The 20,609-nt window shown below is 71.3% G+C and carries 24 protein-coding genes; 11 read left to right on the top strand and 13 right to left on the bottom strand.

Annotated elements, in window-relative coordinates; genetic code table 11:
* Positions 1-143: 143 nt before the first annotated feature.
* Complete coding sequence (locus tag KVT45_RS45585) at positions 144-929, top strand: hypothetical protein (protein ID WP_217555710.1); 786 nt, start codon at positions 144-146, stop codon at positions 927-929.
* A 183-nt stretch (positions 930-1,112) separates the two neighbouring features.
* Positions 1,113-1,520 carry a hypothetical protein gene (locus tag KVT45_RS45580; RefSeq protein WP_217555708.1) on the top strand — a complete coding sequence of 136 codons (408 nt, stop codon included), beginning with the start codon at positions 1,113-1,115 and terminating at the stop codon, positions 1,518-1,520.
* A gap of 56 nt (positions 1,521-1,576) precedes the next feature.
* Here KVT45_RS45580 and der read toward each other — a convergent pair whose 3' ends face one another.
* The 5 genes from der to aroH all read right to left on the bottom strand — a co-directional run bounded on the left by der (position 1,577) and on the right by aroH (position 6,021).
* Complete coding sequence (gene der / locus KVT45_RS45575) at positions 1,577-3,061, bottom strand: ribosome biogenesis GTPase Der (RefSeq protein WP_217555706.1); 1,485 nt, start codon at positions 3,059-3,061, stop codon at positions 1,577-1,579.
* Positions 3,062-3,152: 91 nt separating this feature from the next.
* Positions 3,153-3,740, bottom strand: a complete 588-nt coding sequence (locus tag KVT45_RS45570; RefSeq protein ID WP_254648320.1) for a 1-acyl-sn-glycerol-3-phosphate acyltransferase — start codon at positions 3,738-3,740, stop codon at positions 3,153-3,155.
* 53 nt (positions 3,741-3,793) lie between these two features.
* On the bottom strand, positions 3,794-4,480 hold the full coding sequence (cmk, locus tag KVT45_RS45565) for a (d)CMP kinase (RefSeq protein ID WP_217555703.1): 687 nt from the start codon (positions 4,478-4,480) through the stop codon (positions 3,794-3,796).
* A gap of 96 nt (positions 4,481-4,576) precedes the next feature.
* Positions 4,577-5,662 (bottom strand): prephenate dehydrogenase, encoded by a 1,086-nt coding sequence (locus tag KVT45_RS45560; protein ID WP_217555701.1) that lies wholly within the window; start codon positions 5,660-5,662, stop codon positions 4,577-4,579.
* Complete coding sequence (aroH, locus tag KVT45_RS45555) at positions 5,659-6,021, bottom strand: chorismate mutase (RefSeq protein WP_089102957.1); 363 nt, start codon at positions 6,019-6,021, stop codon at positions 5,659-5,661. Before aroH ends, KVT45_RS45560 begins: the two co-directional genes overlap by 4 nt.
* A gap of 234 nt (positions 6,022-6,255) precedes the next feature.
* Between aroH and KVT45_RS45550 the strand changes: the two genes are divergently transcribed.
* From KVT45_RS45550 to KVT45_RS45535, 4 genes are read left to right on the top strand one after another with little or no spacing between them, the layout of a single operon-like run.
* Positions 6,256-6,915, top strand: a complete 660-nt coding sequence (locus tag KVT45_RS45550; protein ID WP_217555699.1) for a hypothetical protein — start codon at positions 6,256-6,258, stop codon at positions 6,913-6,915.
* Positions 6,916-6,944: 29 nt separating this feature from the next.
* The gene (locus KVT45_RS45545) at positions 6,945-7,529 is read left to right on the top strand and encodes a DUF6529 family protein (RefSeq protein ID WP_217555697.1); all 585 of its coding nucleotides are present in this window, start codon (positions 6,945-6,947) and stop codon (positions 7,527-7,529) included.
* Positions 7,526-7,978 carry a Rieske (2Fe-2S) protein gene (locus tag KVT45_RS45540; protein WP_217555695.1) on the top strand — a complete coding sequence of 151 codons (453 nt, stop codon included), beginning with the start codon at positions 7,526-7,528 and terminating at the stop codon, positions 7,976-7,978. The genes KVT45_RS45545 and KVT45_RS45540 overlap by 4 nt, the downstream gene beginning before the upstream one ends.
* 22 nt (positions 7,979-8,000) lie before the next feature.
* Positions 8,001-8,744 carry a nucleotidyltransferase domain-containing protein gene (locus KVT45_RS45535; protein WP_217555693.1) on the top strand — a complete coding sequence of 248 codons (744 nt, stop codon included), beginning with the start codon at positions 8,001-8,003 and terminating at the stop codon, positions 8,742-8,744.
* Here the strand turns inward: KVT45_RS45535 and KVT45_RS45530 are convergent.
* Complete coding sequence (locus tag KVT45_RS45530) at positions 8,670-9,422, bottom strand: nucleotidyltransferase domain-containing protein (protein WP_217555691.1); 753 nt, start codon at positions 9,420-9,422, stop codon at positions 8,670-8,672. The two genes, KVT45_RS45535 and KVT45_RS45530, sit on opposite strands and share 75 nt — an antisense overlap.
* 121 nt (positions 9,423-9,543) lie before the next feature.
* Positions 9,544-10,467, bottom strand: coding sequence for a LysR family transcriptional regulator (locus KVT45_RS45525; protein ID WP_217555689.1), 924 nt, complete (start codon positions 10,465-10,467; stop codon positions 9,544-9,546).
* 89 nt (positions 10,468-10,556) lie between these two features.
* On the opposite strand from KVT45_RS45525, the gene KVT45_RS45520 reads away from it, so the two are divergent.
* From KVT45_RS45520 to KVT45_RS45505, 4 genes are all read left to right on the top strand, one after another.
* A complete protein-coding gene (locus KVT45_RS45520) occupies positions 10,557-10,997 on the top strand; it encodes a hypothetical protein (RefSeq protein ID WP_217555687.1) in 441 nt (146 codons plus the stop codon).
* Positions 10,994-11,899 (top strand): sugar phosphate isomerase/epimerase, encoded by a 906-nt coding sequence (locus KVT45_RS45515; protein ID WP_217555685.1) that lies wholly within the window; start codon positions 10,994-10,996, stop codon positions 11,897-11,899. Before KVT45_RS45520 ends, KVT45_RS45515 begins: the two co-directional genes overlap by 4 nt.
* 145 nt (positions 11,900-12,044) lie before the next feature.
* The gene (locus KVT45_RS45510; RefSeq protein ID WP_217555683.1) at positions 12,045-13,286 is read left to right on the top strand and encodes a sugar MFS transporter; all 1,242 of its coding nucleotides are present in this window, start codon (positions 12,045-12,047) and stop codon (positions 13,284-13,286) included.
* A 213-nt stretch (positions 13,287-13,499) separates the two neighbouring features.
* Positions 13,500-13,844, top strand: a complete 345-nt coding sequence (locus tag KVT45_RS45505; protein WP_217555681.1) for an ATP-binding protein — start codon at positions 13,500-13,502, stop codon at positions 13,842-13,844.
* An 18-nt stretch (positions 13,845-13,862) separates the two neighbouring features.
* Here the strand turns inward: KVT45_RS45505 and KVT45_RS45500 are convergent, their stop codons facing one another.
* Positions 13,863-14,816, bottom strand: a complete 954-nt coding sequence (locus KVT45_RS45500) for a LysR family transcriptional regulator (RefSeq protein ID WP_217555679.1) — start codon at positions 14,814-14,816, stop codon at positions 13,863-13,865.
* Between the two features lie 112 nt (positions 14,817-14,928).
* Between KVT45_RS45500 and KVT45_RS45495 the strand changes: the two genes are divergently transcribed.
* Positions 14,929-15,732, top strand: coding sequence for a glycine betaine ABC transporter substrate-binding protein (locus KVT45_RS45495; protein ID WP_217555677.1), 804 nt, complete (start codon positions 14,929-14,931; stop codon positions 15,730-15,732).
* Between the two features lie 54 nt (positions 15,733-15,786).
* Here KVT45_RS45495 and KVT45_RS45490 read toward each other — a convergent pair whose 3' ends face one another.
* The 5 genes from KVT45_RS45490 to KVT45_RS45470 all read right to left on the bottom strand — a co-directional run bounded on the left by KVT45_RS45490 (position 15,787) and on the right by KVT45_RS45470 (position 20,598).
* A complete protein-coding gene (locus KVT45_RS45490) occupies positions 15,787-16,809 on the bottom strand; it encodes an ADP-ribosylglycohydrolase family protein (protein ID WP_217555675.1) in 1,023 nt (340 codons plus the stop codon).
* On the bottom strand, positions 16,806-17,525 hold the full coding sequence (locus tag KVT45_RS45485; protein WP_217555724.1) for an NUDIX domain-containing protein: 720 nt from the start codon (positions 17,523-17,525) through the stop codon (positions 16,806-16,808). The genes KVT45_RS45490 and KVT45_RS45485 overlap by 4 nt, the downstream gene beginning before the upstream one ends.
* A gap of 198 nt (positions 17,526-17,723) precedes the next feature.
* Entirely contained in the window at positions 17,724-18,848 is a 1,125-nt protein-coding gene (locus tag KVT45_RS45480; protein WP_217555673.1) for a pseudouridine synthase, read from the bottom strand.
* An 11-nt stretch (positions 18,849-18,859) separates the two neighbouring features.
* Entirely contained in the window at positions 18,860-19,510 is a 651-nt protein-coding gene (scpB, locus tag KVT45_RS45475; protein ID WP_217555671.1) for an SMC-Scp complex subunit ScpB, read from the bottom strand.
* Positions 19,507-20,598 carry a ScpA family protein gene (locus tag KVT45_RS45470; RefSeq protein ID WP_217555669.1) on the bottom strand — a complete coding sequence of 364 codons (1,092 nt, stop codon included), beginning with the start codon at positions 20,596-20,598 and terminating at the stop codon, positions 19,507-19,509. Before KVT45_RS45470 ends, scpB begins: the two co-directional genes overlap by 4 nt.
* Between the last annotated feature and the right edge of the window lie 11 nt (positions 20,599-20,609).

Here is a 20,609-nt window from a genome sequence, read left to right as displayed (position 1 = left end):
CAGCGGATGGTTCGATCCCGATCCTCCCGATGCGTGACCCCCACCACAGATCACCCGTTGTCTTCTTCATGAGCCCGCGACCCCGGGGGCTCACGGACCGGGAGCCACCCGGGCCTTCACGCACGCATCCCGAGGGAGCCACCGTGCCGCGCATGCTCGACGTCAGCGACGAGGTACGCGCCGAGATCGGCGACGAAGAAGCCGACCGGCTGCTCGCCGGAGACAACGCCCCCGGCAGCTACGACTGCACGTCCTGCCGCACCCCGGGCGACTCCGAACAGGAGCGCACCAGCACCGTCCTGTTCATCGGCGACGAGACCGCCGTCCTCGCCTTTGCCCACGCCACCTGCCTGCCCTCGCAGGTCGTCCAGGTCACCGAGGAGCAGCTGCAGGGCGCGGTCCGCTCCATCAACGGCGACAGCGCGCCGGGCGGCGGGCCGCAGAAGTCCGTGCCCGAGCAGGCGGTGCTCGGGGTGACCAGCGGACTCGTGCTGATCGCCGGGGAGTTGCACCCCGCGCTGGTCGTGGAGCCGACGTCGCCGATCGTGCGGCCCGGCACGGACGGGGTGGGCGACGACTTCCTGCCGCTCCTCATCGAGCAGGGCTTCATGCCGGTGCCGGAGCTGTCCGCAGTGCCGCCGGTGCTGCACGGGTGGTCGGTGCTGCTGGCGGTGGGTCAGCTGCACGCGGTGCTGCAGCCGGGCGCGGCGGGCGGGCAGCCGGTGGCGTGGTGGCAGGCGCATCAGCCGCTGCAGGTGACCGACGGGTGGCGGGCGGCCGCCAACAAGCACCAGCAGGTGCTGATGTTCGCGGCGCCGGTGGGGTCGATCGGGCGGCAGCCGCGGGAGGACCTGCTGCGCGACGCGATCGACAAGGCGGCGGCGAACGGGAAGCTGGTGGCGGCGGCGCTTCCGCTTGCGGGGGTTTGAGGGTCGCCCGAGGGGTAGGGGCTGCGGGCCGGATCGCGACTGCGGCAGCGTCGTGGTTGCTCGCGCCCACGCGGCGGCAGCCGCAGATCCAACACAGCCCCGCGCCCCTTACAGGGCGCTCCACAGCCCCAAAAGCAAAACTATGGGCCGCATCTCTTCAAGAATCCGGTCGTTTGGACATACGTGCACGCATACGACCTTCCTCCCCACCGGCCGTCCTTCTCCGCCGTTCCCGCTGCTCGGGCGGCTCAGGAGGCCCCGGGCGGGCTCTCGGCCACGCCGATCTACGACTCGCTCTATGCGGAGTGGGTCAAGGCCTTCCGTACGCTGCCGGGTGATCGCAGCGGTGAGGAGTCCATGGGGTTCGTCGCCTTCGGGAGCGCCCCGTTCAGTACCGGCACCCACGGTCTGGGGTCGTACGGAGGGAACTCGTACAGCGCGTACAGCGCCGGTGCCTACAGCGCCCGGAACGGCGGCGGGCAGCCGCAGCCGCCGCAGTGGCAGCGGGTCGGGACGCTCGGGCGGGCCCAGGAGACCGGGATGACGCCGGTCCCGGCTGCGCTTCCGCCGGGACCGCGCCGGGGGATGTGACAGATCATGCGTGAGGGGCGGCCACCGTCAGCGGTGGCCGCCCCTCACGCATGCGGCTACTTCTTCTTCGCGCCGCGCTTCTCGCGCACCCGCACGGAGATGTGGATCGGCGTGCCCTCGAAGCCGAACTCCTCGCGCAGCCGGCGCTCGATGAAGCGGCGGTAGCCCGCCTCGATGAAGCCGGAGGCGAACAGGACGAACCGCGGCGGCTTGGTGCCGGCCTGGGTGCCGAACAGGATGCGCGGCTGCTTGCCGCCCCGGACCGGGTGCGGGTGGGCCGAGACCAGCTCGCCGAGGAAGGCGTTGAGGCGGCCGGTGGGGACGCGGGTCTCCCAGCCGGCGAGGGCGGTCTCGATCGCGGGGACCAGCTTCTCCATGTGGCGGCCGGTGCGCGCGGAGACGTTGACGCGGGGTGCCCAGGCGACCTGGCCGAGCTCGGTCTCGATCTCGCGTTCCAGGTAGTAGCGGCGCTCCTCGTCGAGGGTGTCCCACTTGTTGAAGGCGAGGACGACCGCGCGGCCCGCCTCGACGGCCATGGTGACGATGCGCTGGTCCTGCACCGAGATGTTCTCGGAGGCGTCGAGCAGGATGACCGCGAGCTCGGCCTTCTCGACGGCGGCGGCGGTGCGCAGCGAGGCGTAGTAGTCGGCGCCCTGCTGCAGGTGGACGCGCTTGCGGATGCCGGCGGTGTCGACGAACTTCCAGGTGATGCCGCCGAGTTCGATCAGTTCGTCGACCGGGTCGCGGGTGGTGCCGGCGATCTCGTTGACGACGACGCGCTCCTCGCCGGCCACCTTGTTGAGGAGGGAGGACTTGCCGACGTTCGGGCGGCCGATGAGGGCGATCCGGCGGGGGCCGCCGACCCCCGTGCCGCCGAAGGTCTGCTCGGGCGCGTCGGGCAGCGCCTCCAGGACGGCGTCCAGCATGTCGCCGGTGCCGCGGCCGTGCAGGGCGGAGACCGGGTGCGGCTCGCCGAGACCGAGCGACCAGAGGTAGGCCGCGTCGGCCTCGCCGCTGGGTCCGTCGACCTTGTTGGCGGCCAGCACGACGGGCTTGCCGGCCTTGCGCAGCAGGCGTACGACCGCCTCGTCGGTGTCGGTCGCGCCGACCTTGGCGTCGACCACGAAGACGACCGCGTCGGCCGCCTCGATCGCGTACTCGGCCTGGGCCGCCACGGAGGCGTCGATGCCGAGGACGTCCTGCTCCCAGCCGCCGGTGTCGACGACCTTGAAGCGGCGGCCCGCCCACTCCGCCTCGTAGGTCACACGGTCCCGGGTGACCCCGGGCTTGTCCTCGACGACGGCCTCGCGGCGGCCGATGATGCGGTTGACCAGGGTCGACTTGCCGACGTTCGGGCGGCCGACGACGGCGAGGACGGGCAGCGGACCGTGGCCGGCCGCCTCGATGGCACCCTCGACATCCTCGATGTCGAAGCCCTCTTCCGCGGCGAGCTCCATGAACTCCGCGTACTCGGCGTCGCCGAGCGCCCCGTGGTCGTACTCGTGCTCAGCCGAGTCGCCGGGCTGGATGTGGTCGTTCATGAAGTCCGTACCTCGTCGTTCATCGTGGTGATCGGTGGATCAGACCTGCTGCGGGCTCTCTCCCACGGGCTGATCCACTACTCAGTGTCGCCTAGCGTCCGGTCAGACGCCTGGCGTTTTCCAGGTGACTGGTGAGCTGCTTCTGGATGCGCTCGGTGGCCTCGTCCAGGGCCTTTCGGGTGCGTCGGCCGCTGCCGTCGCCCGCCTCGAAGGCGTCGCCGAAGACGACGTCGACGCGGGAGCGCAGCGGAGGCAGCCCCTTTATCAACCGTCCGCGCCGCTCGGAGCTTCCCAGCACGGCCACCGGGACGATCGGCGCCCCGGAGCGCACCGCGAAGTAGGCGAGGCCCGCGCGGAGCGCGGCGAAGTCGCCGTCGCCGCGGCTGCCCTCGGGGAATATGCCGAGCACTCCCCCGGCCTCCAGGACGCCGAGCGCCTGGGTGATCGCCGTGCGGTCGGCGGAATGGCGGTCCACCTTCAGCTGCCCGATCCGGGTCAGGAACGGGTCGAGCGGCCCGACGAACGCCTCCTTCTTGATGAGGAAGTGCGTCGGCCTGGGCGCCACGCCCATGACCATCGGGCCGTCGATGTTGTGGGAGTGGTTCACGGCGAGGATCGCCGGACCGTGCGCGGGCACCTTCCAGGAGCCGAGCACGCGCGGCTTCCACAGCCCGTACATCAGGCCGACCCCGATGCGGCGCCCGGTCTCGGCGCCCCGCTGCGACGGAACGCTCACTTCCCGGCCCGCTTCTCCTCGACGAGGGTGACGACGCACTCGATGACCTGGGCCAGCGTCAGCTCGGTGGTGTCCACCTCGACCGCGTCGCCGGCCTTGGCGAGCGGCGAGGTCTTACGGGAGGAGTCGGCCGCGTCCCGCTTGACCAGGGCCTCGCGGGTGGCGTTGACGTCGACGCCCTTCAGCTCGCCGCTGCGGCGGGCCGCGCGGGCCTCCGGGGAGGCGGTGAGGAAGACCTTCAGGTCGGCGTCGGGCAGCACGGTGGTGCCGATGTCCCGGCCCTCGACGACGATGCCGTCCGCGGCGGCGCGGGCCAGCGACCGCTGCAGCTCGCTGATCCGGGTCCGCACCTCCGGTACCGCGCTGACCGCGCTGACCTTGGAGGTGACCTCCTCGGTGCGGATCGGGCCGGCGACGTCCACGCCGTCGACGGTGATCGTCGGCTTGACCGGGTCGGTCCCCGAGACGATCTCCGGCTTTCCGGCCACCGCGGCGATCGCGGTCGGGTCGGTGAGGTCGATGCCGTTGGTCGCCATCCACCAGGTGATGGCCCGGTACTGGGCGCCGGTGTCCAGGTAGCTCAGGCCCAGCTGCTCGGCCACGGCCTTGGACGTGCTCGACTTGCCGGTGCCCGAGGGGCCGTCGATCGCGACAATCACGGGCTTTACGGCGCCGTTTTCCACGGGGGGACACCTTCCGGGTGCAGGGTGGTGGGTGGTGTACGGGCGGCAGTGCGCCCCGCACAAGGTTACCGGCCCCCGGGACCTCCGGTTTCAGCGCTACTGCCGCAGCGCCCAGCCCCGGTCCCGCAGCGCCGACGTGAGCACGGGCACGGCCTTCGGCTCCACCCAGAGCTGGACGTGACCGGCCTGCTGGCCGGTCGCGTGCTCGATCCGCACGTCCTCGATGTTGACCCCGGCCGCCCCGGCGTCCGCGAAGATCCGGGCCAGCTGCCCTGGCTGGTCGTCGATGAGCACCGCCACGACCTCGTACGCCCGCGGCGCCGAGCCGTGCTTGCCGGGCACCCGGACCTGGCCGGCGTTGCCGCGGCGCAGCACGTCCGCGATCCCGGCCCCGCCCGCGCGCCGCTTGTCCTCGTCGGAGGACTGCAGGGAGCGCAGGGCGCGGACCGTCTCGTCGAGGTCGGCGGAGACGTCGGCGAGCAGGTCGGCGACCGGGCCGGGGTTCGCGGAGAGGATGTCGATCCACATGCGGGGGTCGGACGCGGCGATCCGCGTCACGTCCCGGATGCCCTGTCCGCACAGCCGTACGGCCGACTCGTCGGCGTGCTCCAGGCGGGCCGCGACCATGCTGGAGACCAGGTGGGGCATGTGGGAGACCAGGGCCACCGCGCGGTCGTGGGCGTCGGCGTCCATGACCACCGGGACGGCCCGGCAGTGCGAGACCAGCTCCAGGGCGAGGTTCAGCACCTCGGTGTCGGTGTCCCGGGTGGGGGTGAGCACCCAGGGCCGGCCCTCGAAGAGGTCGGCGGTGGCGGCCAGCGGCCCGGACTTCTCCCGGCCGGACATGGGGTGGGTGCCGATGTACGACGTCAGGTCCAGTCCGCGCTCCTCCAGCTCCCGGCGCGGGCCGCCCTTGACGCTGGCCACGTCGGCGTAGCCGCGCGCCAGGCCCCTGCTCATCGCGTCCGCGAGGACGGCGGCCACATGGGCGGGCGGGGCGGCGACGAGCGCCAGGTCGACCGGCCCCTCGGGCGCCTCGTCGGTGCCGGCGCCGAGCGCGGCCGCGGTACGGGCCTGCTCGGGGTCGTGGTCGGCGAGGTGGACGACGACGCCCCGCTGGGCGAGGGCGAGCGCGGCGGACGTACCGATGAGGCCGGTGCCGATGACGAGCGCGGTTCTCACTGGGCGATGTCCTTGCGCAGGGCGCCCGCGGCACCGAGGTAGACGTGACTGATGTCGGCGCGCGGCCGGTCGGACTCGATGTGCGCCAGTATCCGGACGACCCGGGGCATGGCGCCCGCGATGTCCAGCTCCTGGGCGCAGATCAGCGGTACGTCGACGATGCCGAGCTTGCGCGCGGCGGCCGCCGGGAAGTCGCTGTGCAGGTCGGGGGTGGCCGTGAACCAGATGCTGATCAGGTCGTCGGCGGTCAGCCCGTTCCGCTCCAGGACGGCCGTGAGCAGCGCTCCGACCTGCTCGTCCATGTGACCGGCCTCGTCCCGCTCCAGCTGGACGGCCCCCCGGACCGCTCGTACCGCCACGGCACCGCTCCTGTTCTGACGTCGGCCTCTTGGTCCGTCCAGCCTAGTCAGACCGCCGCCGGGCCCGTGCGCCGTGCCCGCCGGCTGAGACGAGGCCGTTGCCGGCCATGGCCCCAATGTCACGTGTAGTACCCCATTCCGCTACTTGGGATGAAACACCCCTGTGCGCCTCTTTACGCCGGGCCCGCCGATCCGCTCTGATGGCAGGCAGACCCGCCTCGGGGGAGGCCCGCCATGAAACGTCCCGGTCCGTTGCTGACCCTGCTCGCGGGTCTGCTGCTCGGCCTGTTCATGCTGACGCTCAACGCGACGACGGGGACGAAGTCCGCTTCGTCGTCGTACCAGGAGAAGTCACCGAGCCCGGCGCCGACGAAGACCACGGCGTCCCCGTCTCCGTCCCCGCGGCCGTCGCCGTCGCCGTCGAAGATCGCCGACGCCTCCTACGCAGGCCGCACCGCCGACGACTCGTCCTCCGTCGCCGTCTCGGTCCGCGACGGCAGGGCGATCGCGTACTTCTGCGACGGGCACAGCAAGGAGTCCTGGCTCAAGGGCCGGGTGAACCCCGACGGCAGCATGAAGCTGACCGGCGGCCACGGCGCCGTACTGAACGGCACGCTCCAGGACAACAGCCGCATTCGCGGGGCCGTCCACCTGGAGGGCGGCCACTACGCCTTCACCGCCCGGCGGGCCGTCAAGGGGTCGGGGCTGTACCGGGCCACCGCGACCGTGCGCGGGGCGAAGATCGACGGCGGCTGGATCGTGCTCGCCGACGGCCGCCAGGTCGGCATCGTCGACCGCGACGGCAAGCCCTCGGCCGCACCCCGCATCGACCCGGAGACCGGCGCCGTGACGGTCGACGGACAGCGGCTGACGGCGAGTCCAGTCGTCCCCTGACACCCGGCCGTGACCCGAGGGAGCCGACCATGACCGTCGACCCGAACGCCGCCACGCAGAGCTGGCCGTCGCCCGAGCCGAACCACCGCCGCCCGCACCCCGCCCGCTATCTCGTGCCCGTCCTGGTGGCCGCCGCGGTCGCGGTCGCCCTCGGCGTGTACGGCAGGGTCCACCAGCCGACCGGGACCGCCTTCAACCTCGCCGGTTTCAGCAGCACCCGCGCGGTGAAGTCCTGGCTCGCCTCGACGGCGTTCTTCTTCGCGCTCGTCCAGCTGGTCTCCGCGCTGATGATGTACGGCAGGCTGCCAGGACCGCGCTGGGCGCCGGCGCTGCACCGCTGGTCGGGGCGGATCGCGTTCCTGGTCGCCGTCCCCGTGGCGGTGCACTGCCTGTACGCGTTGGGCTATCAGACGTACGAAACACGCGTTTTGTGGCACTCCATCCTGGGTTGCTTCTTCTTCGGTGTTTTCAGTGCCAAGATGCTGCTGCTCCGCTCGGAGCGACTCCCCGGCTGGCTGCTGCCGATCGTCGGTGGGCTGGTGTTCGCCGTGCTCACGCTCGTCTGGCTGACGTCCGCCTTCTGGTTCTTCCGCACGTTCGGGGTGACGACATGACCGACGGCTCCACTCGGCGCAGCGTGCTCACGACGGGTACCGCGGCGCTCGCCGCGACCTGCGTGGGATGCAGCAACTACAACGACAACGGCTCCTCCAGCTCGTCCGAGACGCCCGCCTCGTCCGGGGGGTCCGCCTCCCGAGCGGCGAGCGCGACCGCCGGGGAGGCGCTGGCCCAGACGAGTGAGATCCCGGAGGGCGGCGGCACGATCTTCAAGGACCAGAAGATCGTGGTGACCCAGCCGACGAAGGGCGACTTCAAGGCCTTCTCGGCGATCTGCACGCATCAGGGCTGTACCGTGAACCAGGTGGTGGACGGCACCATCGACTGCCCCTGCCACGGCAGCAAGTTCCACATCGCCGACGGCTCGGTCGCCCACGGCCCGGCGACCAGGCCGCTGCCGGCCGAGTCGATCACGGTGACCGGAAATTCGATCACCCTGGGGTGACCGGCCACATACGCTCCTGGGCATGGAGCCCGAGGACCTGGTGCGCGACCACACGATCTATGCCTGCGTCATGGGGTCGCGGGCCTTCGGTCTGGCCACGGAGGGCAGCGACACCGACCGCCGGGGTGTGTTCCTCGCCCCCACTCCCCTGTTCTGGGGCTTCGAGAAGCCGCCGACTCATGTCGAGGGACCGGGCGAGGAGCGGTTCTCCTGGGAGCTGGAGCGGTTCTGCGAACTGGCGCTGCGGGCCAACCCGAACATCCTGGAGTGCCTGCACTCGCCCCTGGTCGAGCGCCTCGACGACACGGGCCGCGAGCTGCTCGCGCTGCGCGGCGCCTTCCTCTCGCGGCGCGCCCACGACTCCTTCACCCGCTACGCCCTCGCCCAGCGCCGGAAGCTCGACGCCGACGTCCGTTCGCACGGCGCCCCGCGCTGGAAGCACGCGATGCACCTGCTGCGGCTGCTGACGAGCGCCCGCGACCTGCTGCGCACCGGCGAGCTGACGATCGACGTCGGCGACCGGCGCGCGGAGTTCCTGGCGGTGAAGCGGGGCGAGATCGCCTGGGCGGAGGTCGAGTCCCGGATGACCCGGCTCGCCGCTGAGACCGAGCGGGCGCTGCACGGCACCCCGCTCCCGGCGGAGCCGGACCACGCGCGCGTGGCCGACTTCCTGTTCCGGGTCCGCCGTGCCTCAGCCCTGGAGGCGCGCCCGGACGACGAGATCGTGCAGGGCGTCGTACGCGCCGGGGGCCTCGGGCAGCACTGAGGTGTTCTGCGCGTCGTCGAGCAGGGCGTGCAGCCGCTCCACGTCGGCCGCCACGCGCGCGTGCTCGACACCGGCCTCGCCGTGCTCCCGCTCGGCCTTGGCGGCGATCAGCTCGGGCAGGTAGGCGGGAGCCTCCGCGACCTCGCCGACAAGGGTGGGCAGATGGGCCTGCACCTCGCCGCCGCGCATCAGATGGATGCCGGTGAGCAGCACCCGGAACGTGTACAGCAGCGGCTTGAGTTCGCCGGTCTTCTCGAACAGCCGCCACTGGGTGACCGCGAATCCCCGGTAGTGGTGGGCGTGGTGGCTGGTGAGCACGCCCGGGGCGAGAGCGGCCAGTTCGCGGTGCGTGTCGCCGGTGTGCGCGACGCGCGGCGACAGGAGCTGCTCCAGCACATAGCCGTTGCGGCGCAGCATCAGCCGGACGAACTTGCGCAGGTCGTGGGTGACGAGGTCCATCTCGACGCCGTAGTGCACCCAGATCCGCGAGCGGGTCTCCTCCGGTTCGCGCAGCCCGACCAGGTCGGCGGCGGGCAGCAGATGGACGCCGCGCAGGTCCACGTCGGAGTCACGGGAGGGGAAGCCGTACAGGTGTGCCCCGGAGACGGTCGCGAACAGCAGGGGGTAGGGCTGTTCCTCGACTATGGGCGTCAGGTTGATGTCCAGGTCGTCGATCATGGTGCCAGTGTGCGCGTTTCGCTCGGGGGGCGGGTCCGGATCTTGAGTCGGGAAGCAAAAGTGCCTTCTCCGTGACAGTGCCTGTACGTGCCTGTAGTGGCCGTAGTGGCCGTAGTGGCTGTCATGGAAGCGCGGCACGTTGTCTGTCTGCCGGCTTTGTCAGCTGAGCCGAGTCCTGCAACAGGGTGAGGAAGCGGTGCACGAGACCGTGCGGTTCGCTGCGCAGATAGCACGTCAGCTCGCGGAAACGCCTGGGCCGGCAGGACAGAATGGCGGCGTCCAGGCCCGTGGGCACCGCGTTGTCCGGAAGGAGAGCGGGTCCCACTCCGGCGGCGGCCAGCCGCGCCGCCGCATCGACCTGCCAGGTGCGTACCACCGGCATCGGCCGGAACCCCTCGCTCGCGCAGTAGCCGCCGATCAGGTCGTTGAGGCCGTGCCCCTGTCCGAACAGGACCCAGCCCTCGTCCGCCAAGGCGCGCAGCTCGACTGTGGTGGCCCCGGTCCCTGAGCTTTCGCGGACCAGCGGGTGGCTGCGAGGGAGGACCACCACGAACTCCTCGTGTCCGAGCGAGAGGACCGGGCCGTCCCACGCGCGTGGCCGCGGGCCGATGGCCAGGTCGCCCAGACCGTTGCGCACCTGTTCCTCCAGCAGGTCGCGATGGCTGAACTCCTCCAGCCGCACCGGGCACTTTGGGTGCTGGTCGTGCCAGGTCCGGATGACGTCCGGCAGGACACCGGCCGCGACCGAGGAGACGGTGGCGATGCGCAGTTCGGCTGATTCGCCGGTGACCGCCGCCCGCGCGGAGCGGTAGGCGCGCTCCGCACCGCGCAGCGTGGCGAGCGCTTCCGGCAGGAAGGCGCGACCGGCCGGGGTGAGCTGCATACCTCGCGGCAGCCTTTCGAACAAGGCGCCGCCCACCCGTCGTTCAAGCGCCTTCAGTTGCTGGGACAGGGATGGCTGGGCGACGGAGAGCCGCGTTGCCGCCCGGCTGAGAGACCCCTCCTCGGCCACCGCCACGAAGTACTCGAACTGCCTCAGGCTCATGCCGCCGACGTTACGTATAGATAGAGGCTAAGTAAATCCCCAGGAAGAAAGTCTTAGACTTACGATATCGAACGGGCCATTCTCGGGACATGGGCCACCATCACACCCCCGAAGCCGCGACCTGCGACGTCGCGCACGACAGGCCTTCCGATGCCGAGGCCGCGCACGCGCACCTCAACCGGCAGGTCGGCACCCGCCTCCTGTTCGAAAACAGCGCCGTCCGCGTCTGGGAGGTTCATCTCGAGCCCGGTGTCCGGGCACCGCTGCACTGCCACGCCCTGAACTACTTCTGGACCTGCACCGAGCCCGGAACAGCCCTGCAATGGCAGCTCACCGGAAGCGAATGGCGGCTGCAGCGCCGCACCTACCGCATCGGTGACACGCAGTTCTTCGACTACGGCAGTGAGTCGCCGGCCATCCACGATCTGTACAACGACGGCGACTCCACGCTCCGCTTCGTCACCGTCGAGTTGCTCGACAGCGCGGCACAGTCCGCTCCGACCACCATCGCGCCGGGAGGTGCGTCATGACCATGCGCCTGTCCATGCACAACTGGATGCGCCCGGAGCCGCTGGAGGTCACTGTTCCGCGGCTCGCCCGTTGCGGCTACGACGCGATCGAGATCTCCGCCGACCCCCGCGGCACCGATCTCGCCGCGACCGCGCGACTTCTTGACGAGCACCGGATCTCCTGCGCCGGCGGCCTCGCGCTGTTCATGGGCGGCCGCGATCTGGTCCACGAAGACCCCTTCATCCGGCAGGCCAGTCTCACCTACCTGTTCGAGACCATCGACTTCGTCGCGGCGCTGGGCGGCACCTTCGTCACGGTGCCCTGCACGGTCGGCAAGCTGGTGCCCATGGCCGACGCGCGGCTGGAGTGGGACTGGTACGTCTCCGCCCTGCGGGAGGCACGGAAACATGCCGACGACCACGGCATCCGGCTCGCCATCGAGCCGCTGACACGGTACGAGACGTATCTCATCAACCGGGCCGACCAGGCGCTGTGCCTGGCCGACGAGGTGGGCGACACGTGCGGCATCTGTCTGGACATCTTCCACATGAACATCGAGGAAGCCGACTGGCGAGCCGCCATCCGCAGCTGCGCGGGCAGGCTGGTGAACTTCCATGTCGCCGAGAACAACCGGCTGCCGCCCGGATCGGGAGCGATCGACTGGACGGCGCTGCTGGGCGAACTGCGCTCGGCGGGCTACGACGGCCATCTGTCCGTCGAGTTCATGCCCGCTCTCGACCGTACGCCCCTGTCCCAGCGGCAGATCACCGACGCCGCCGACGGATCCCTCAGCCAGGGCATGACCAAGTGGCTGCGCGACCACGCCTCCGGCGTGCTGCCCGAAGACCTCTACGAGGCCTACACCGCCCAGTCGGCCGACGTCCTGCGCCGCTACCTCGCCCAGGTGAGCACAGGCGCCTGAACCGGCTGCCGCATCGTCCGCCGGGGCGGCCACCCTCCCTCCTCGCCTCGGCGGATCCCCCCACCATCCCCCGTTTCCTCGTTCCCCCGTTCCCCCTCTCCCCCGTTCCCCCTCTCCCCCGCTCCTCCCCGACACGGAGTCCGCCATGACCGCGCTCAGCCGCTCCCTCAGACCCGCGGCCACCACGGCCGTTCCATTCGACATACGACGACTGTTCGTCGGAAGCTGTATCGCCCTCGCCGCAACCGGCATGACGTTCTCCGTTCGCGGCGACATCATGGGCGCACTGGGGCAGCGTTTTTCCCTCGACCACTATCAGCTCGGCCTCATCGCCGGGGCGGCCTTCTACGGCTACGTCGGCGCCATCCTGGGCGGCGGCCTGCTGGTGGACTCCCTGGGCGCCAGGAAGATCCTCACTCTCGCCTTCCTCGCCCAGCTTGCCGGACTGGCCCTGACGATCACCGCCCCCGGCTTCGACATGCTGTTCACCGGGACGCTCGTGGTGGGCCTGGGCAACGGGCTGATCGAGGCCGCGGCCAACCCTCTCGTCGCTTCCCTCTACCCACGGGAGAAGACACGGCGCCTCAACGCGTTCCACGCGTGGTTCGCCGGCGGTCTGATCGCGGGCGGACTCGTCGGCTACGGGTTCACCCTCGCGGGCCTGGACTGGCGTATGAAACTCGCCGCGATCACCGTCTCGGTCCTCGTCTACGGCGTGGTCCTGCTCCCGCTGCGCTTCCCTCCCACCGAACGAGTCGCCGCCGCGGTGAGCAGCCGGGAGATGTTCCGCACCGCGACCCGACCCGTCTTCCTGATCCTGCTGGCCTGCATGTTCCTCACCGCGTCCACCGAACTGGGCCCCAACCAGTGGATCCCCGACACCCTCGGGCAACTCGCGGGCGCCTCCGGGATTCTCGTCCTCACGTTCGTCAACGGCATCATGTTCGCCGCTCGTAGCCTCGGCAGTCGCCTGCTGGGCAACGCAAGCCCGATCGCCGTCCTGGCCGTGTCCTCGATCCTGGCCGCCGCCGGACTCCAGCTGCTCGCCCACGCCCACAGCGCTCTGGCCGCATACGCGGCCGCGGCCGTCTTCGCGCTCGGCATCGGCCGCTACTGGCCCACCATGCTCGGCGCTGTTGCCGAACGGTGCCCGAAGGGCGGCTCCTTCGTCCTGGCCCTCATGGGATCCGGAGGCATGCTCGCCACCGCTGTCGCTCTTCCCTGGATGGGACACATGATCGACACCCGCGGTGCGGCCTACGCCTTCGCCACCGTCAGCGTCCTCCCCGCCCTCTGCGTCCTGGCCTTCACCGCCCTGTGGCTGCGCGACCGCAGAACCGGCGCGGAGACCATCGAAACCCTTACGGTCCAGCCCCACTCCGCCTGACCCGCGCCCCACCGGCCGGTGTCCTGCCCGCGCCGCAAGCGGGCAGGGCCGGCCACCGGAAATCCTGCCCCTCAGCCCAACGGTCCCCTCATGATTCCGACACCGCCCGCCCCGAAAACCTCTCACCCGGGTGCGCATCCACCCCTCTCACGGCGCATCCATCTGGAGGACCACCCGGCCCCCGGCCGCCGCGCTCGCGCCGCTGTCCACCAGATGGCCTGCCTTCTCGGCGTCTGCGTAGCCACCGGTTTCGACGACCACGACCACACGAACATCACGGACACCGGGGACTCCGCGGCCCTCGTCGCCACCGAACTCGTCACCAACGCCTGGCGGCACGCCGGAGGCGCCCTGGAAATGCGCCTCATCTGGGACGGCCGCACCCTCACCGTGGAAGTCGACGACACGAGCAGTACCTCGCCCGCCGTCCTGGCGCCCGACCGACGCGGCTCACACGGCGGATACGGCCTCGCTCTCGTCAACTCCCTCGCCGAGGCCTGGGGAACATATGGCCGCCCGAACGGCAAGACCGTCTGGGCGAGGTGCGTACTCGCATGACCTGTGAGAACGGTGCTGTCACCGCCCGTCCCGTGGCGGGCGGCGGACCGTCCGGCCGGTGCTGCGCAGTCGCCTGTCGACATGTCCGGGCATCAAAGGCGCGTGGTCGCCGAGGATCTCCAGGAACGAGGCGGTCACCGGATCCGGGCTGGTACGGGTGTACCCGGCCAGGTGCCGGCGCAGGGGCGGGTCGGGGCGCAGGAACGCACCGCCGAAGCGCAGCGGGATGGTGTTGGCGGGCACGAGGGTGGGGCCAAGACCGGCGGCGGCGTACGCGATGGCCGCTGAGGCCTGTTCGGTGCGTACCGCGACACGGGGCCGGAAGCCAGCCGCCACGCACGCCTGTTCGAGGATGTCGCAGAGTCCGCTGTCGGGGGTGAAGTGCACCCATTCCCGCTCCGCGAGGTCGGGGAGTCGAACGCTCGGGCTACAGTCCGAGGCCGCCACGGGGTCGTCGGCGTGGGTGACCACGAGGAACTCCTCGGTGCCGATGTGGCGGGCGGTGCCCTCCCAGTCGTCCGGTAGCGGGCCCACGGCGACGTCGGCCTGACCGGCGGCCATGGCCCGGGCCATCTCGTCGCCCCGGCGGTGCTCGAACAGCCGGATCCGTACTCCCGGATGCTGCTGCCGCCACAGGCCGAGGACCGTGGGCAGCACACCTGAACTGAGCGAGTAGAGCGTCGCCAGGTGCAGTTCGCCGGTGGCGACGCCGGCGGCCCGGCGGGCGGAGACGGTGGCCCGGCCGGCCTCGGCCAGGGCGGCCCGGGCGTGCGGCAGCATCGAACGCCCGGCCGGGGTGAGCCGCACTCCGCGTGGCAGCCGTTCCACCAGCGGCCCTCCGACCTCGCGTTCCAGCGCCTGGAACTGGTGGGAAAGCCCGGGCTGGGTGACGTTGAGACGTTCCGCGGCCCGGGTGAACGACCCCTCGTCCACGATGGCCACCAGATACTCCAGCTGTCGCAGCGTTGCCATGCGGTCAGCTTATGAGAAGGATGCCAAGGATTCATTGTACTTATGGCGCACCTGGGTGGAGCGTGAGACCTGCCGAAGAACCGCAGCTCACAGCCGCAGCCAAGGAGCCGTCATGTCCCGTCCCTCCTCCGAGTCGACCATCACCGTGGGCAACATCGCCCTGTCCTTCCACCGGGCCGTGGCAGCGGTCACGCGTCGGGTCCTGGAGGCCCACGGTCATCGGGTGAACAGCGTCGAGGCCCCGCACGAGCAGTTGTTCCGACTGCAGGAACAGGGCGACATCGACGTACTGGTATCGGCGTGGCTGCCTTCGAGTCACGACAAGTACCTGTCCCGCTACCGGGACCAAGTGCGTGTGCTGGCACCCCAGTACCAGCCCTACTGCGTGTGGGCGGTGCCGCCCTGCATACCCGTCGAGATCGTGCGGGAGGTCGGCGACCTGGCACGGCCCGAGGTGGTCGGGAGAACGACCACGGCCATCGACGGCATCAACCCGGGAGCCGGCATCAGCCGCTTCTCGGCCCGGATGGTGGACGAATACGGACTGGGCCGGGTCGGTTACACCTTCACCCCGGGCACCGAGGCCGGCTTCGTCTCCCGCGTGGAACGCGGTCTCGCGACGGGCGAGTGGTTCGTCATACCGCTGTGGCGTCCCCAGTACCTGAACCGCCTGCACCGTCTGCGCCCCCTGGAAGACCCCAAGGGGCTGCTGGGAACCGTGGACAGCGCCAGTACGGTCATCAGCCTTGCGGCGCTGGACCGCATACACCCGGACGCAGTCGCCGGGTTGGACCAGCTCCACCTGGGCAACGAGGGCGTCGAGGAGATCGACGCCCTGATCAACGTGGACGGCCTCAGTCCGTTGCAGGCCGCCGACCGGTATCTCACCGGCTCCGGCCTCGGACTGCCCGCCTGACCAGCGCGGCGGCGATGCAGAAGCCTCGCCGCCCACCAGCGGAGGGACAGGCTCCTAGGCGTCCCAGAGCGCGCCCAGGGTCATCAGGTCGCCCCGGTACTCGATCCGGTCGGCCCACTCGGTCGGCCAGGCGTCCTCGCCCAGCCAGGCCCCGGCGAAGGCGCCGGTCAGGCAGGCGATCGAGTCCGAGTCGCCGGAGGAGCAGGCGGCCCGGCGCAGCGCGAGCAGCGGCTCGCCGGGGAAGAGCAGGAAGCAGAGCAGACCGGTCGCCAGGGCTTCTTCGGCGATCCAGCCGGCGCCGGTGGCCAGGCACGGGTCGGCCTCCGGCGATGCGGTGCGCACGGCCTCCTGGAGCCGGTCGAGGATCTCCAGGCACTCGTCCCAGCCGCGCGCGATGAACTCTTCGGGGGTCGCGTCCTGGCTCCGCGTCCACAGGTCGCCGAGCCAGGTGCGGTGGTAGCGGGTGCGGTTCTCGCGGGCGTACGACCGCAGCCGGCCGACGAGCCCGTCCGGTTCGGTCCCCTGCGCGAGCAGCCGTACGGCACGCGCGGTGAGGTCCGAGGCGGCCAGCGCGGTGGGGTGGCCGTGGGTGAGCGCGGCCTGCAACTGGGCGGCGCCGGCGCGCTGTTCGTCACTCAGCCCCGGGGCGAGCCCGACGGGCGCGACCCGCATGTTGGCACCGCAGCCCTTGGAGTCGATCTGGCTGGCGTCCTGCCAGGCCCGGCCCTCCTCCTTGAGGAGGGCGCACGCGCGCAGACAGGTGTTGCCCGGCGCCCGGTTGTTGTCCGGCGACTCGTACCAGGCCACGAACTCCGCGCGCAGCGGCCGCTCCAGCCGCTCGGGCGCGAGCACCCCGCGGTCCATCGCGGTGCGCACCGCGTGTCCCACGGCGAGGGTCATCTGGGTGTCGTCCGAGACGAAGGCCCGCTGCGGCAGCTCCATCTCCCGCCAGGGCCCGGACTTGGCGAGGATGGAAGGCACGTCGTTGAACTCGGTGGGGAAGCCGAGCGCGTCCCCGAGGGCGAGACCGATCAGGGAGCCGGTGGCGGCGCGCTTGTCGCCGATGTTCGTGGTCATGCGGGGCGTCCTTCCCGGGACGGGCGGAGCAGGGGCGGGTGGAGCGTGGTGGCGGTGCCCGCGCGGTAGAGGGCGGCCGGTTTGCCGCGGCCGCCGGTCAACCGCGCGGCGCCGGGGGCGGGTTCGACGAAGCCGGGGGTGGCGAGCACCTTGCGGCGGAAGTTGGGGCGGTCCAGTGTGACGCCCCACACGGTCTCGTAGACGTTCTGCAGCTCGCCGAGGGTGAACTCGGGCGGGCAGAAGGCGGTGGCGAGACGGCTGTACTCCAGCTGCGCGCCGACCCGTTCATGGGCGTCGGCCAGGATCCGGACGTGGTCGAAGGCGAGCGGCCTGGCCGGGTCGTACGGCAGCCAGCGCGCCTGGGCCGCGTCACCGCCGCCGTGCGGCTCGGGGGCGTCGGGCAGCAGCGCGGTGAAGGCGACGGAGACGACCCGCATCCTCGGGTCGCGGTCGGGCTCGCTGTAGGTGCGCAGCTGCTCCAGGTGCAGTCCGGACACGTCCGACAGGCCGGTCTCCTCGGCGAGTTCCCGCCGGGCCGCCGTCTCGGCCGACTCCCGCGGCAGCACGAAGCCGCCGGGCAGCGCCCACTGTCCGGCGTACGGCTCCTGCCCGCGCTCGACGAGCAGCACGTGCAGGGCGCCGGCGCGGAGGGTGAGGACGGCGAGGTCGACGGTGACGGCGAAGGGTTCGAAGGCGTACTTGTCGTAGCCCTGCATGTACCCGTCCACCCCCTCGATGATCGATGCCACTAATAGTCTTCACGACTATAAAGAGCGGACGGGGGCCGCGCAAGGCCTCAGCGGCCGCTGGAGCCCCGTTCGCGGACACGACGGCGGCCGGTCCCGGACTACCCGGAACCGGCCGCCACGAAGCCGTACACGCCCCTTTACGGGGTTTTGAGGCCTCAAAGGGGTCTAGAGGTCGACTTCCTTCAGGAGCATCCCGACCTCGGTGTTGGACAGCCGGCGCAGCCAGCCCGACTTCTGGTCGCCGAGGGTGATCGGCCCGAAGGCGACCCGCACCAGCTTGTCGACCGGGAAGCCGGCCTCGGCCAGCATGCGCCGGACGATGTGCTTGCGGCCCTCGTGCAGGGTGACCTCGACGAGGTAGTTCTTGCCGGTCTGCTCGACGACCCGGAAGTGGTCCGCGCGCGCGTACCCGTCCTCCAGCTGGATGCCGTCCTTGAGCTTCTTGCCCAGGTCGCGCGGGATCGGGCCCACGATGTGCGCGAGGTAGGTCTTCTTCACGCCGTACTTGGGGTGGGTCAGCCGGTGCGCCAGCTCGCCGTGGTTGGTGAGCAGGATGACGCCCTCGGTCTCGGTGTCGAGCCGCCCCACGTGGAAGAGCCGGGTCTCCCGGTTGGTGACGTAGTCGCCGAGGCACTGCCGCCCGTCCGGGTCCTCCATGGTGGAGACCACGCCGGCCGGCTTGTTCAGCGAGAAGAACTGGTACGACTGCGTGGCGACGGTCAGCCCGTCGACCCTGACCTCGTCCTTCTCCGGGTCGACCCGCTTGCCCTGCTCCAGGACGATCTCGCCGTTGACCTCGACCCTGGCCTGCTCGATCAGCTCCTCGCAGGCGCGCCGGGAGCCGTAGCCCGCGCGGGCGAGGACCTTCTGCAGCCGCTCGCCCTCCTGCTCGGCGCCCGGGAAGGTCTTGGGGAGCTTGACGTCCTTCTTGTCCGCGTACCGCTCGCGGTTGCGCTCCTCGGCGCGGGCGTCGTACTCACGGGAGCTCGCCGGCGCCGTACGGCCGCGCCCGGTGCCCTGCCCCTGCCGGGGCCCGCCCTTGGCGCCGCCGCGCGCCGAGGCGCCACGGCCCGACTTCGGGCCGTCCTGGGTGGCACCCGGGCCTACGTCGTAACGCCGCTCCTCCGGGCGCGGCTTCTTCGGCCGGCCGGCGCCCTGCTTGTCGTCGCGGGCGTTCCCGGCGCCGCGGTAGTTACCGCGGGCACCGCTGCTCCCGCCGCGGCCGCCGCTGTTGCCACCACGGCTCCCGCCGTTGTTTCCGCTGCTGTTCCTGCCGCTGCTGCTTCGCATCAAAGTTCCGTCTAGTCGTCTGCGTCGTCGGTACCCGGCGCATCGGGTGCGTCCGGATCGAACGACGGTACGCCCTCCTGGGTCTCGGCCTCGATCGCCTCCGCCTCCGGGAGGAAGGGCGCGAGCTCCGGGAGCTCGTCCAGGCCGCGCAGGCCCATCCGCTCCAGGAAGTAGTTCGTCGTCCTGTACAGGATCGCACCTGTTTCGGGTTCCGTGCCCGCCTCCTCGACCAGACCCCGCTGGAGCAGGGTCCGCATCACGCCGTCGCAGTTGACCCCGCGCACCACCGAGACCCGGCTGCGGCTCACCGGCTGGCGGTACGCGACGACCGCGAGGGTCTCCAGGGCGGCCTGGGTGAGCCGGGCGGTCTGGCCCTCCAGGACCAGCCGCTCGACGGCGGGCGCGTACTCGCCGCGCGTGTAGAAGCGCCAGCCGCCCGCGACGAACCGCAGCTCGAAGCCACGGCCCTGTGCGGTGTACTCCTCCGCCAGTGCCCGCAGCGCCTTCGTGATCGTCTGCTTCGGCCGCTCCAGGAGCTTGGCCAGGTGCTCGGCGGTGGCGGGCTCGTCCACGACCATCAGGACGGCCTCCAGAGCCGGCTTGAGATCGAGGTCGGCGACGGGCCGCAGCCCCGTCGGCAGCTCCGTGGTCTCCTCACTCACGCCTTCTCCTCCTTGGGCGGCTCGGGCGGCCGGTCGAACTCGTCGGTCACCGTCGGCTGGGTCTGCGTGTCACCGCCGGTCCACCGCACGATCAGATCCCCGAGGGCGGTCTCCTGGTCGAGGGCGACGGCCTTCTCCCGGTACAGCTCCAGGAGCGCCAGGAAACGGGCCACGACGGTGAGCGTGTTGTCGGTGTCCTCGACGAGCACCCGGAAGCTGGCCTCCCCCAGCTCCCGCAGCCGCGCCACCACGATCCCGGCCTGCTCCTGCACGCTGACCAGCGGGGCGTGGATGTGGTCGACGTACACCTGCGGCTTGGGCCTGGGCTGCATCGCCTTGACCGCGAGCTTGGCGAACCCCTCAGGACCGATGCTGATGACGACCTCGGGCAGCAGCTCGGCGAGGTGCGGTTCGAGGCCGACGGTCCGGGGCCAGCGGCGGGCCTCGTCGTCCAGGCGCCGGTTGAAGATGTCGGCGATCTGCTTGTACGCGCGGTACTGCAGCAGCCGCGCGAACAACAGGTCCCGGGCCTCCAGCAACGCGAGGTCGGCCTCGTCCTCGACCTCGGCGGCGGGCAGCAGCCGGGCGGCCTTGAGGTCGAGCAGGGTGGCGGCGACGACGAGGAACTCGGTGGTCTGGTCCAGGTCCCAGTCCGGCCCCATGGCCCGGATGTGCGCCATGAACTCGTCGGTCACCTTGGAGAGCGCGACCTCGGTGACGTCCAGCTTGTGCTTGGAGATCAGCTGGAGGAGCAGATCGAAGGGCCCCTCGAAGTTGGCAAGCCGGACCTTGAAGACGCCGTCGGGGACGTCTTGGGGCCCTTGGGCGCCGGGCTCCTTCTCAGACACGCTGCCGTTGTGGGCAGGCGTTCCGCTGGGGGTCCCCCCAGGCCCTTCAGGCACTGGGGGAGGAACGGGTGGGCACAACGCACCACCGGCCTCTGCCGGACCCGCGGCCTCGGCCGACGACTGCCCCTCGTCCGCTGGCGGCACTGCTTCCGGCGCCGGCGGCGAAACCCCCGGCCCCCGCCCCAGCGCACGCCGACGGCCGCCGGAGGCACCGGGAGCGGGAACGTCGGTCGAGGTCATAGCCCCCGCAG

This window comes from Streptomyces sp. GbtcB6 (assembly GCF_019091475.1).
GTDB classification, from domain to species: Bacteria; Actinomycetota; Actinomycetes; order Streptomycetales; family Streptomycetaceae; genus Streptomyces; species Streptomyces hyaluromycini.
This window is presented reverse-complemented; position numbering and strand designations above follow the sequence as displayed.